At 34.8% G+C, this 13,285-nt stretch carries 9 protein-coding genes; 8 read left to right on the top strand and 1 reads right to left on the bottom strand.

All coding sequences use genetic code 11. The annotated features are described in order from the left end of the window. Positions 1-119: 119 nt before the first annotated feature. Positions 120-2,351 carry a methyltransferase gene (locus tag AB1414_07055; GenBank protein ID MEW6607200.1) on the bottom strand — a complete coding sequence of 744 codons (2,232 nt, stop codon included), beginning with the start codon at positions 2,349-2,351 and terminating at the stop codon, positions 120-122. Between the two features lie 489 nt (positions 2,352-2,840). Here AB1414_07055 and AB1414_07060 point away from each other — a divergent pair, with 489 nt between their 5' ends. From AB1414_07060 to AB1414_07095, 8 genes are all read left to right on the top strand, one after another. Continuing rightward, positions 2,841-5,819 carry a tetratricopeptide repeat protein gene (locus AB1414_07060; protein ID MEW6607201.1) on the top strand — a complete coding sequence of 993 codons (2,979 nt, stop codon included), beginning with the start codon at positions 2,841-2,843 and terminating at the stop codon, positions 5,817-5,819. A gap of 10 nt (positions 5,820-5,829) precedes the next feature. Continuing rightward, positions 5,830-8,574: a tetratricopeptide repeat protein gene (locus tag AB1414_07065; GenBank protein MEW6607202.1), complete on the top strand. Its 2,745-nt coding sequence runs from the start codon at positions 5,830-5,832 to the stop codon at positions 8,572-8,574. Between the two features lie 310 nt (positions 8,575-8,884). Continuing rightward, on the top strand, positions 8,885-10,024 hold the full coding sequence (metK, locus tag AB1414_07070; protein MEW6607203.1) for a methionine adenosyltransferase: 1,140 nt from the start codon (positions 8,885-8,887) through the stop codon (positions 10,022-10,024). Between the two features lie 57 nt (positions 10,025-10,081). Then, entirely contained in the window at positions 10,082-11,338 is a 1,257-nt protein-coding gene (gene ahcY / locus AB1414_07075; GenBank protein MEW6607204.1) for an adenosylhomocysteinase, read from the top strand. 265 nt (positions 11,339-11,603) lie between these two features. Then, positions 11,604-11,861: a hypothetical protein gene (locus AB1414_07080; GenBank protein MEW6607205.1), complete on the top strand. Its 258-nt coding sequence runs from the start codon at positions 11,604-11,606 to the stop codon at positions 11,859-11,861. Positions 11,862-11,863: 2 nt separating this feature from the next. Beyond that, complete coding sequence (locus AB1414_07085) at positions 11,864-12,118, top strand: hypothetical protein (protein MEW6607206.1); 255 nt, start codon at positions 11,864-11,866, stop codon at positions 12,116-12,118. A gap of 20 nt (positions 12,119-12,138) precedes the next feature. Further along, the gene (locus AB1414_07090) at positions 12,139-12,543 is read left to right on the top strand and encodes a PTS fructose transporter subunit IIA (protein ID MEW6607207.1); all 405 of its coding nucleotides are present in this window, start codon (positions 12,139-12,141) and stop codon (positions 12,541-12,543) included. Between the two features lie 30 nt (positions 12,544-12,573). Further along, on the top strand, positions 12,574-13,050 hold the full coding sequence (locus AB1414_07095) for a PTS sugar transporter subunit IIB (protein MEW6607208.1): 477 nt from the start codon (positions 12,574-12,576) through the stop codon (positions 13,048-13,050). The last annotated feature ends 235 nt before the right edge of the window (positions 13,051-13,285 follow it).

A 13,285-nucleotide genomic window follows, 5' to 3' on the forward strand; every position in this document is an offset into this window, starting at 1 on the left:
AATAGTAGGCAAGTAGGTAGTAGGAAAGGGATAAAGGATGTGCACGGTATTCCTCTTCTGGGGACAATGTCTCCCCTTTCCTACTTCCCTACTCTCCTACTTTCCTACAGGCTGAATAGTTACTTTATTTTAAAAACCAGAATAAAAGATGTCAGGTTAAGGAGACCGGAGATAAAACAACACTGAAATATTCCTAAGATAGGGATAAATAAAATCGTAGATAAAAGCCCGCCCAGACAGGCTCCAAATAAATCAAACCCATAAATTAATCCAGCTGTTTTGCCAATTCGCTGGAAGTTTTTAAGGTAAAGTTTATTAGCTAATGGAAATTCTGCACCAACAAAAATGCCTGTAATAATGGTTAAAATCGGAAACAATATCTCAACCGCCATAAAAATACTTGCCTGACTATTTAGCCTGGAAAGGAGTAAGAATATTAATGGCAGGAGAAATGAATAAAGGAAGATAGAGAACTCTATTCTGGATAAGATGCGGATTCCCTGCTTATCATTAATCTTATTTAATATTTGATTCATCCATAAGGTGCCAATGACTAACCCAAACATAAATGAGGCAACGATTATCCCAATGCGATGATAAAGATAGCCATACAAAACCTGAAAACCAAAGATTAATATTATCTCTAATGATAATCCAGCATAGCCGGTGGTCATAATCGCTATGGGTATGGCAGTAATAGGTCTTTTTTTACAAATAACTAACTGGCTAATGAATAAGATAATTAGTATGCCCAGTATCCAATTCAGATTTATTTTTGAAAACCAATTAAAGGTTGTCCCCAGGCGGGTATCAAACTGTGTTGACCAGAATACCATTTCATAAAAATAACCAATAGGATAAAAATCAGTATTCACCAACCCCTTGTAATCCTCAATTGCCTTTTTGACAAAGGTTATTCTATCTTGAAGCAGACGATATGGAAAATAATATTCATCGACATAGGTAGTTTGTATGTTTCTCGCGGTAAATCTTCTGGCTAACAATTGCGTATTATAGGTCAAAACCCCTTTTTGGGGGCTGGCAAAAAAGAGTAATTTTTCCCCGGGAGCAATGGTCACCGAAGGGAATACCGCTTTTAATGTTTTATAGATACAACCATTAAGGTTCTTTAACTCCTCACTAAAATAATTCTCATTTGAACTTATTTTTATTGAAAAGATACCGTCTGGATTTAAGATATTTTTTATCTCCTTAAAAAATTCTATTGTGTAGAATCTATTTAACTGAGCAGTCGCGGGGTCTGGCAGGTTGACAATGATTAAATCAAATCTTTTTGTCGCTCTTTTAACAAATAATCTGCCATCCATAAGATGGACATTAGACTGCTTAAAACTTTGTAAATCTTCTTTTGGTAGATATTTTTTAGATAGTTCTATGACCATCGGGTCTAATTCAACATAATCAACTTCGGTCTGCGGGTGCTTAAGAATCTCTGTTAATCCGCCAGCAATACCTCCGCCAATGATAAGTATCTGTTTTGGCTCAGGATGCATCACCATTGGAAAATGAATAAGTTGTTCTGCAGAAACTTTATCTGGTAGCGAAAATATAGGCAGACCACTTTCATAAAAGGTGTATTGATTTTCTTCACGACTAATCGCAATATTCCCATAGATAGAGTCCTTAGTTATTATTAAATTATATCCCTGCCATTGAAGTTTTTGAGAGAGTTGTTGTAAAAAGTTAGGCAGACCAGAGAAGATAGTTAGAGTAACTAAAACTAAAAGGAAAAGACAGATAATGGGGAAACGGCGTAGAATCAAAAATCCACTGAGTAGATTAAGAATAAAAAGGAAGGAAAACATATCAAAGGAATGAAATAAATAGACCAGAACATAAGTGAAAACAATGCCTCCTAAAATATCACCCAGTCCATCGTAGATATACACATAACCTATTTGTGGGGCAACCTCTTTTTTTGATACAGTATAGACTTTACAGCCAAGTGTAAATAAAAAGCCAGTTAAAAGACAAAGAGGCAAAAGCACAAAGAAACAACTTATCAGCATTGGGAAAAATCCAATCATTACCCCGGGCACAATGCCCAAAATATGCCGAATATCTCTTACCAGGAATATTTCCAGGGCAATGATTAGAGGAAAGAGTATTTGAAGAATAGCAAAGAGTTGTGCAGATTTTTTTAATCTATCTACCAGGCGACCGATAAGTGAACTGCCAATAGCCGTCCAGAATAACCAACCGGCTATTGTGATTCCAAATGATAGTTCATTGCCGTAAAATACGACGGCTAACTCCCGCATCAATAGTATCTGAGCTAGCGTAGAAGTAAAACCTATTAATATTAAGGCGAATATTAAATATTTCTTCATTACCCCTCCAAATTTAGGTGGTGTCTGAAAATAACGCTCATAGCGAAATCTATCCAGATTTGGTGTCCAAAAGGGGATAAGGAGATAAAGGGAGATATGGAGATTATTCATTGTCCTTTGCAAAATTTTAATGAATTTATCTCCTTATCTCCATAATCCCCATATCTCCTTTTCGGACACTATTTCAATCTTTATGCTAGATTAAGACACCACCAAAAATTGGATTGTTTCACAATAACCAGTCTTATTTCTATTTATTATCCATTATACTAAAAAATCTCGGTTTTTGCAACATTATTTAATTTGGGTTTTGTGCCTTAGTGTCTTCGTGGCTGAATACTTACTTTAATTTTTTTCTCTTTACAAAATTTAAGATATATGATATACTTACTTCCCGGTAAAAAATGAGAAAACGGGTAGTGTCCTAAAAAAGGAGAGATATAGTTTTCTTATCATACACTTACGATAAAGGAAAGGAGCAAACGGATTATGTTTAGCTTATTTTTATTAACAGGATTAACTATCTTTCTAAGCTGGTTAATAATTTATTATGCGGCATCTAAATTGACTATTAAAGTTTGCGATGAAATAGTTCTGTGGGGCTTACCAATTGTTGCTTTTATTATCCCCCTATATTTTGATATTCATTTGTATAGCACCTTTGACTTGAGTAAAGTCGGGGTGATGTATGTTATGACATTAATTATGTTAGTTGCCTGGTTAATAAAGATGATACTAACGGGCAATTACAAATCTATTTCTACACCAATTAATTTAGCCGTTCTGGTTTTTTGGGCAAGCACAATTATCTCAACTGTATTTTCTATTGACCCAATGATGAGCTTGATTGGAACTTATAAGCGTTACGAGGGACTTTTAGCTATAACTTGTTATATTGTGCAATTTTTCCTGGTTATCAATTTTCTCGATAATCAACCAAAACTTTATCGACTTATAAAGGCAATAGTTTATACCGGACTGATCTCATCGTGTTACGGTATGATTCAACATTTTGGTAAGGACCCATTGAGTTGGGAGTCGTGGAATCCCTGGCGAATTATCTCATGTTTTGGTAATCCTGTTTTTTATTCTGCTTATGCTGAGATGTCATTTTTAGTCGGATTAGGAATGTATTTTTATGTAAAAGCTGAAAAAGATAAGAAAGGAATTATTCTTCCCACCCAACCAATAAGTAAAACCCAAAAAAAGAAGAAGAAAAAACTTGATGTAAAACCTGATGCTAATCTGAGAGCTTCTAATCAATTATCACTCATCTGGCGATGGATATATGCGATTAAAACAGGTATCCTCGTTATTTATTTTGTAATTAACCTCAATTCTATCTGTGCTCCAGTGACATTAGACGCTTCTACAAAACCCTCTTTTTGGGTGTCTTATTCACCTATCATGTTATGGTTAATTTATTTAGGTATTAGTTTTACATTTACGATTATTTCTTTTTCCAAACAAACAAATCTTCTCTGGCTTTTAGTTTATGAAATATGCGTAGTTATTGGTTTCCTTTCATTTAGTTCATTCAAGTTTGCTATTTACCACTGGTGGGCGGCAATAGTTGTTTATTTGAGTATTTGTCTTGGATTTGTAGTTTTTAATATCTTACCTCTTGCTGCCTTTGGAATGGTATTTATTTATGGAAGTATTTTATGTTTAACCTATTATGGTTTTTCTCATTGTAACACTCGAGGTTCATATATTGGGCTATTTTTAGGCTTATTTTTATTCGTAATAACAATGTTATTTCATAAAGAGATTGTTAATCACAAAAAAAGAGCAATAGCATTAGGAGTAGCAATTTTATTGATATTTATCAAATTTAATTTTTTAATCCCTGAAACTTCTGTTATTAAACGATTTACTTCCGAATTATTTTCTATTCACAAACCAAAGGCTACAATTGAAGAAAAAGTGGATGAATTGGTGGAAGAAGAACCTATCCCAGAAAAAACTTTCTACCCGCAAAGTAAGCCAAGAAAAGTTAATCTGCCAATACCCGGTGTCACGGCTACTTTTTTAAGATATGACCAGTTAGAAATAAAATCATTTATCGGTACTAAAGTAACAATTTCCTTACCCTGGCGGGCTTATATCTGGGGAAGTGTCATTGCCACGATGAAAGATAATATGAGATATTTCTTAATTGGGACAGGGCCGGATACAATGGGATTTACCTTCCCTAAATATGTGTATTCTATTTTGCCGCCAGAGATAAAAGGTCCTGTAGAGTTTGAAGATAGGGCTCATAATGATATTTGTGATACACTTGCGGCACGAGGAATAATAGGATTAGGAATATATGGATGGTTAATATTAGTTTTCTTTTTTATTGGTTTTAAATATTACCAGAGGATAGAAGGGAATGAAAAATTTATCGTTTTAGGACTTATGTGTGCGGTTTTAGGATTTCTTGGTCAGAATTTAGTCAGTTTTGGTGTAACACCATTATCATCGGGTTTCTGGATATTATTAGGAACGACTATGGCTTACGGCAAAGTATTGACTCAACCAACACAATCTAATAAAGATACCGGGTTAAAGGTTTCTAACCAGATAAAGAATCCGTCAAGCAAGATAATTTTTTGTGTGGTAATTATAGGCGGGGCTATTCTTCTGACCTATTTTACCTGTCGGATTTACAAAGCGGATAATCTTTATAAAAATGGGACTGTTTGGCTACATCAGGGAAATACGGATACCGCTATAGCTCAATATGAGCAGGCAATTAAATTACATCCTTATGAAGTCAGGTACCGGGATGAGTGTAATCGACTTTATATAGACAAGGCAAGGAACAACAGTGAACCTAAATGGACTCAATTAGCATTCAAAGGCGCTTCTGAACTCCTTGAACTTACTAACTATAGGCATAGTAATGCTTACTTTACATTAGCCATCACTTATTATATACAGGGAAGTAGAATGGGAGATAATGCCCAGGTAGATAAAGCCATTATGTTTTATAAAAAGGCGGCTGAAATAAATCCATTTTTGGCGGATGCATATAATAATATGGGAGTTATATATACTCAGAGAAATATGCTTGATGAGGCAATTAATGTTTTTAAAGAGGCATATCGTATGAATACTCATCATGTGGGAGCATTAGAGAATCTGGTAAGGATATTTTATAATAGAAATGACCTTGAAAATGCCGCCTTAGTCCTCGAAGAGATATTACAAACACATCCTCAATATAAAACTCAGGAGATACTTACTTTCTTAGGAAGGATTTATTTTGAACAGGGAAGACTTGATAAAGTGATTAGTCAATGTAAAAAGATTATAAAATTAGACCCATCAAATGTTGCCGCTTATGATAATTTAGGCTCAATGTATTATCGTCAGGGTAAGTTGAAAGAAGCTAAAGAATCATTTGAAAAAATACGCCAACTTCAACCAGATAATCCTAAAGCTATGCAAATGTTGAAAGCTATTTCTGTTCAATTATAAAGAGGTAGTAATGCCATTTTCTAACATTCTCCAGATAATAATTAAAGTTAGTCTCCTGATATTAATCTTATCTACCCCTTCGGTAGCGTGGCATTTTATTACCAAAACCCCAATCCATCTTATCCATTTTTTAGCCTACATTTTTAACCTGTTCATTTTATTACTCAGTTTAATAATAAAAGATATTCTAATAAATGGTCTGCCAGGATATTGTGATAAAGTCATCCGAGCCATGGTCATCATATTAGTCATTATTATTCCTACTTTCTTTTGGCTCCCTCTATATGATACCTTTGATTTAGCCAAATTAACCTTGATGTATAGTTTGAATTTAGTTATTTTAGCGATGTGGTTGATAAAGGCTATTGCCTCTAAAGAAACAAAACTTATGAGGACACCACTTGATATTCCTATTTTAGCTTACTTAGCTATCAATATTCTGGTTACTCTTACTTCAGTTAGTCCAACTATCAGTTTATTTGGCTTTTATAAACGCTATGAAGGGCTTTTTCCCATCACCAGTTATCTCTTTTTATATTATGTTGTGGTTAATTTTATGAATACACCTAAATTAGTCAATAGATTAATCAAGGCAATGATTTTGACCGCGACAATAATTGCCATTTATGGTATATTCCAACATTTTGACCATGACCCTTTCAAATGGAGTTTTTCGGCTAAAGAAAGGGTTTTTGGCACATTTGGCAACCCTGTATTTTTCTCTGCTTATCTGATTATGATTATTCCAATGGGATTAGCAATGTTACTTTTAAGAGAAAAACAACCTTATCAGTTATATCCTTTAGATATGAAAAAGGACAAGGTAAAAAAACTCACCTCTAAATCTAAGAAGGTAAAGAAAAAAGGACAATCAAATTCTGCTTACCAGGAGTTAATTTTAAGCTGGCAAAGGATATTTAATACCTGTAAAAACATCTATATCGTTTTATTCCATTTCATAAGTCCATGGTGGTATAGAATTAGTTTGATTTTAGTTTTTGTCTGCTTTGTCTATACCAAAACTCGAGCCACGATAATAGGTTTTGAAGGGGGGATATTTATATTTTCTCTGCTTATCTGTGGGGTAATTTTTTCCCTTACTTTTTACGGCACAATTCTCTTTTGTGGTATCTGCGGATTTATCATTCTTCTTAAATTTCTACCTTCTACTCATACAATTATTTTACTCTGGGGGGCAATTTTACTTGGGTTATTTTCCTTTGGCCCTTTAATTGTTAGAACATTACTTGGTTCAAAAATGATAATTAAAAATACCAAAGATATTATTTCTATTGGTTTAGTATTACTGAGTGTTCTTCTATATTTTAATCTAAAACCTGAAACGGCTGTTGTTAATCGACTCATTGGGACAGTCATAAAATCAGAAACAGTGCAACCTCAAGTTGTGCCTGAAAATAAGGAATTAACAGTTGAAGATAGAATTCAACAGGCATTACCTACCCCAAAAATTAAATTTATTGGAGGAGCACAAGAAGAAAGAGCAAGTCTCTGGAAAAGAACTATAGAAATAATCTTTAAAAATACTAAAAATTCCCTATTGGGGATAGGATTAGATACATTACAATTAATGAATATTGGGACAGATAAAGCTCATAACGATGTTCTGGATGTAACCGTGACTCGCGGAATAATTGGTCTATTGATATATTTCTGGCTGTTGATAACTTATATCTGGATAAGTTTTAAAACAGCTTTTTACACACAAGAGATAAGTAAGAAGGTATTAATTGCGTCCTTTCTTGCCTGTGAAATTGGGTATTTAATCCAAAATCAATTTAGTTTTGGGTTAGTAACTATCCTTTTATATTTCTGGATGGTGATGGGGATGACAATGGTTATTGTTAAACCTCAAATACTATCCGGGAGACAAACTATTGTTACCCCCAGAATTAAAAACCTATCTTTTCGCTGGATTCTTTGCCTGCTAATTATGGGTATCACTGTGGTATTAATCTATCTTGCCTTTCGACCTTTCTTTGCTGATGCTCATTATCGAAAGGGATTTGATTTTGTAGAAAAGCATGAGTATGAAAAAGGCATCCCTGGATTAGAAAAGGCAGTTAAGACTTTTCCTTATGAAAATTGTTACTGGAAGGTATTAAATAGTATTTATGTCGAGCGGGCAAATAATGACCCTGTGAAAAGAAAGATATGGGTGAAAAAGGCGATTGAAGGCTCAGAATTTTTACTTACACTCATCCCTGAAGATATGGGTTCTTATTTTAATATGGGTATGGCGTATTATTTAGATGGAGATACAACGAAGTCAATTGCTTCTTATAAAAAGGTTTTAGAAAGTGAACCAGAGGCGATAGATACCCTTAATAACTTAGCCACTATTTATGCTAATCAAGGAGATTACAAGAAAGCCGAAGAGATGTTTAAAAAGGTATATAAGATAAGTCCTGGACATGCATCGGCTAAAAATAATCTTATACAACTTTATAAAATACAAGGAAGATATAAGGAGACGATGGAGTTAGATGCAGATTATGCCAAACAAATGCATATTCAATTAACCAAAAATTATTACGAAAAAGGTGATATAGACCAGGCGATTGAAGAGATTAAAAAGGTTCTTGAAATAGACCCCTCGGATATCCAATCCCGTCGCAATCTTGGCTCTTTCTACCTCTTGAAGAAAAGGTATCAAGAGGCAAAGATTGAATTTAATAATGTCCTTAAACTTGACCCAAATGATAATTATGCTAAACAAATGATTAAAGGGCTTTAGAGGAAAAAGAAATAAAAAAATCCGCTTAATCCGTTTAATCCGCTTACTAAAAAAATCTGTTTAATCATCTTACAAAAAAAATTCGACTTGTGCAGGTAGAAAATTAAGTTCTGGGGCTTTGCCCCAGACCCCATTGGGGGAAGGCGTTCCCCAAAACCCCCAGCAGGGGCTTGGGGACAGCGTCCCCAAAATATTATCCTTTTATTTCTACTTGCACAGGTCGCAAAATTTATAAAAAAGTAGTTGCAAATTTAATTGATTTATGATAAACTAACAACATCAAAAGCACAAAAGGAGGAAAATACCAAAAATGGGAAAAAACTTTTTATTTACTTCTGAATCTGTAACAGAAGGGCATCCGGATAAAATTGCTGACCAAATATCAGATGGAGTTTTGGATGCAATTTTAGCCAATGACCCAAAAGGAAGGGTAGCGTGTGAAGTATTAGTCGGAATGGGTTTAGTTTTAGTTGCCGGTGAGATTACCACTGATTGTTATGTAGAAATACCTAAGGTAGCAAGGGAAGTAATTAAATCCACAGGATATACTGTTCCTGAATATGGATTTGATTATCAAGATTGTGCAATATTAACCTGTATTAACGAACAATCCGCAGATATTGCCTTAGGTGTGGATAAAGAAGGGGCTGGTGACCAGGGAATGATGTTTGGCTATGCCATAAATGAAACTCAAGAATTGATGCCATTACCTATTATGTTAGCCCACAAATTAGTTAAGCGATTGGCGTATGTCCGCAAAAGAGGAATTCTTGATTTTCTGAGACCTGATGGAAAATCCCAGGTAACCGTAGAATATAAAAATGGGCAACCAGCGAGAGTAGATACGGTGATTATATCTGCCCAACATCACACAGAAGCAACCATAGAAAATATTCGAGAAGGAGTAGTTGAAGAGGTAATTAAAAAAACTATTCAGGCTGATTTTCTGGATAAGCAAACTAAGTTTTTTATCAATCCAACAGGTAGATTTGAAATTGGAGGTCCGGTAGGAGATACAGGACTTACTGGCAGAAAAATAATGGTCGATACCTATGGTGGTTGGGGAAGACATGGTGGTGGTTGTTTTTCAGGTAAAGACCCAACCAAGGTTGACCGCTCAGCATGCTATATGGCACGATACATCGCCAAAAATATCGTTGCCGCAGAATTAGCCTCTGCCTGTGAAGTTCAATTATCCTATGCTATCGGTGTTGCTGACCCGGTATCCATTATGGTTAATACCTACGGGAGCGGAAAAATTGAAGATGAAAAATTAGTAAAATTAATCCGCGAGGTCTTTCCACTTACTCCTAAAGGAATAATCAATCATCTAAATCTTCTTAGACCAATTTATTGTAAAACAGCGGCTTATGGACATTTTGGTCGAGAAGAAGAAGAATTCACCTGGGAAAAAACAGATAAGACTGAATTGTTGAAGAATATGGTGTAATTGGTAACTATTTAACCAGTTACCATTTAACCAATTACCAACTAAAGAGGAGGAAAAATGAATTACGATATTAAAGACATTGGATTAGCCGAAAAAGGCAAATTACGAATTGAATGGGCAAGTTATTCAATGCCTGTTTTGAAATTAATTCGACAGCGGTTTGAGCAAGAAAAACCATTGTCAGGAATAACATTAGGTGCGTGCTTACATGTTACTACTGAGACAGCCAATTTAGTTATTACTTTGAAAGCAGGTGGGGCAAATGTTGCCCTTTGTGCCTCTAATCCTTTAAGTACCCAGGATGATGTTGCCGCATCATTGGTCAAGGATTATGAAATCCCTGTTTTTGCGATTAAAGGTGAAGATAACGATATTTATTACAAACATATAAATAGCGTTTTAGATTACCAGCCAAATATTACGATGGATGATGGGGCAGATCTGGTTTCTACAATTCATACCACAAGACAGGAATTAATTAAAAATGTCATCGGTGGCACTGAAGAAACTACTACGGGTGTGATTAGATTACGGAGTATGGAAAAGAATAAGGTTTTAAAATTCCCGATTGTGGCAGTAAATGATGCTCAAACTAAACATTTCTTCGATAATCGCTATGGCACCGGCCAAAGCACTTTAGATGGAATTATTCGGGCAACGAATAAACTTATTGCTGGAACTAATTTTGTTGTTTGTGGTTATGGTTGGTGTGGTCGAGGGGTAGCAATGCGAGCTCAAGGTCAAGGAGCAAGAGTAATTATCACCGAAATTGACCCTCTCAAGGCTCTGGAGGCGGCTATGGATGGTTATCAAGTAATGCCAATGGAACAAGCCGCTCCAATTGGGGATATTTTTGTAACTGTGAGTGGCAATATCAGCGTGATTAGAAAAGAACATTTTGAATTAATGAAAGATGGAGCAATTATTTGTAACTCCGGCCATTTCGATGTCGAACTTAATCTAACACAACTTAAGGAACTATCTGCCTCTAAAAGAGATATGCGAGACTCAGTCGAAGAATTTACATTGAAAAATGGACGAAGGATTAACTTATTAGGTCAAGGACGATTAGTAAATTTAGCCGCCGCAGAAGGACATCCCGCTCAGGTTATGGATATGAGTTTTGCAAATCAATCCTTATGCGCCGAATATATGAAAAAAATGGCTAAAAACCTTGAATTAAAGGTATATACAGTCCCTAAAGAGATTGATTCGCAAATTGCCTTTTTAAAACTGAAATCTATGGGGATTGAAATCAATACTCTCACGCCAGAACAACAAAAATATCTACAAGCATGGGAAATGGGAACATAAAATAAAGGTAAGCGTTCAGGTCATCGCAAGATGTCTAATAATAATGTAAAATGGGCAATGTCCAATGAAAAATGTAAAATGAGAGAATGGATGAAAGGTGATGATATTACTGAAAGACTAATTGACTTTACAGAATTGACTTTTAAATTTTTAATTGCTCATTTTACATTGGACAGTTATTTTTTAAGTAGCTGAACGCTTACAAATAAAGAACAATTTGATTAGAATGTTCCCCGCTGGCGGGGGATAAAGGAGGTGGAAAAGAATGTCTGTTACTCCTACATTAGATAGAATACCTGTTGAAGTAGAAGAATTACCCGCGATATTAATACCTTATAAATGTGAGCATTGTAACATACCATTGAAAAAAGTTAAAGATTTATATGTTTTGTCAAAAATAGAAAAAACATCAGGTGGAAAAGTTAGACTTGATATTGATAGAGGTGTTCCTGTAGTAACATATATATGTCCTAATTGTGGGAAATTTACAATTTTTTCTGCAAGGAAATTAGGGGAAATATAAGAATGGCTGAAGAAACCTTAACCGAAAAAATAGAAGTAAAAAGAGAAGAATCAAGAATAAAAGTAGTCATAATGTTAATCTGGCTTTCGGGTGTGTTGATAACCATCTCTATCATCACAGGTTCAATCCTTCTTTATATTTTACCCGTAGATAAATTCTCTTTTAAGGATATGCTTAATCTTGTTCTTGTTGTTTGGTCAATCTTCTCTGGTTTATTAGGTTGTGCGGTAACATTCTATTTTTCAAGTAAAGGATAAAATGGAAAAGGATTAAGAAAATGATTGGAATAGTTATTGTTACACATGGTGAATTAGGGGCTAAACTTGTTGAGACTGGACAATGGATAGGGCTTAAAAAGGAAAATTTAGAAATCGTTTCTTTTTTCCCGAGTGAAGGATTGGATGATTTATCTAACAAAATTTCAAATGCCATTAAAAAAGTAAATAAAGGAGATGGTGTAGTTCTATTAACGGATTTACTTCACGGTAGTTGTTCAAAAGTAGCCGGTGAGTTTCTTGAACAAAAAAGAATTGAGGTAATTTGTGGAGTAAATTTACCGATGATTATCAGTCTTATGTCTCATCAAGATTTAGATTTACACCAGGCAGTGAAAAAAGCCAAAGAATCATCAAGAAGAAATATTGTAAGTCTGAGAGAACTATTGAAGGGGAAAAAAGAATAAAATAGGGAATATTATTCTAAGATAATTATCATGGCTATAGATTTAATTCGAATTGATGATAGATTTATTCATGGCTTAGTCATCATCGGCTGGGCAAGGGCATTAAGGTGCAAACAAATCGTAGTTGCCAACGATAAAGTCGCTAAAAATGAGCCTCAAAAGAAATTAATGAGGATAGCTACCCCAGATGAAATAAAGATATTTATTGTCACTATCAATGAAGCCGCTGACTTAATCAAAAAAGGACAATTTGATATACTTCCTACCATATTACTTATTTCTAATCCGAAAGATGCCCTGCAATTGGTTCAGGAGGGTATCTCTATTAAAAATATAAATGTCGGCGGAATGAAATTTACCCCGGACAGAAAACAATTATTTCCTTCTATTTCAATGAATGATGAAGAAATGCAGGTATGTCGTCAATTAGCCGCTAATTATGGAATTGAACTTGAAGTAAGAACTTCACCTGAGTCTCCCGCGGCTAATCTCCTTGACCATATATAAAGAGTAGCTAGTGTCGTGTTGAACAAATAACGCACGGAATTTGATTCTGGTAACTGATGATTGGTAACTGGTGATTGGTAATTGGTAACTGGTGATTGGTAACTGGTAATTGGTAACTGGTAATTGGTAACTGGTAATTAAATACCGTTCGGCTGAGGTAATCGGTCAGTTATTGGTGGGAGAAAGGCATAAAGATTAAATTTCTCGCTAAGGCGCAAAGAACGCAAAGGAATAA

Source organism: bacterium, assembly GCA_040755795.1.
In the GTDB taxonomy this organism is placed as follows: Bacteria; UBA9089; CG2-30-40-21; order CG2-30-40-21; family SBAY01; genus JBFLXS01.

Excerpts from the sequence above, each read along its gene's own strand:
- AB1414_07080 (MEW6607205.1), top strand. The coding sequence starts at position 11,604 with ATGTCTGTTACTCCTACATTAGATAGAATACCTGTTGAAGTAGAAGAA.
- metK (MEW6607203.1), top strand. The coding sequence starts at position 8,885 with ATGGGAAAAAACTTTTTATTTACTTCTGAATCTGTAACAGAAGGGCAT.
- AB1414_07095 (MEW6607208.1), top strand. The coding sequence starts at position 12,574 with ATGGCTATAGATTTAATTCGAATTGATGATAGATTTATTCATGGCTTA.
- AB1414_07090 (MEW6607207.1), top strand. The coding sequence starts at position 12,139 with ATGATTGGAATAGTTATTGTTACACATGGTGAATTAGGGGCTAAACTT.
- ahcY (MEW6607204.1), top strand. The coding sequence starts at position 10,082 with ATGAATTACGATATTAAAGACATTGGATTAGCCGAAAAAGGCAAATTA.
- AB1414_07085 (MEW6607206.1), top strand. The coding sequence starts at position 11,864 with ATGGCTGAAGAAACCTTAACCGAAAAAATAGAAGTAAAAAGAGAAGAA.
- AB1414_07055 (MEW6607200.1), bottom strand. The coding sequence starts at position 2,351 with ATGAAGAAATATTTAATATTCGCCTTAATATTAATAGGTTTTACTTCT.
- AB1414_07065 (MEW6607202.1), top strand. The coding sequence starts at position 5,830 with ATGCCATTTTCTAACATTCTCCAGATAATAATTAAAGTTAGTCTCCTG.
- AB1414_07060 (MEW6607201.1), top strand. The coding sequence starts at position 2,841 with ATGTTTAGCTTATTTTTATTAACAGGATTAACTATCTTTCTAAGCTGG.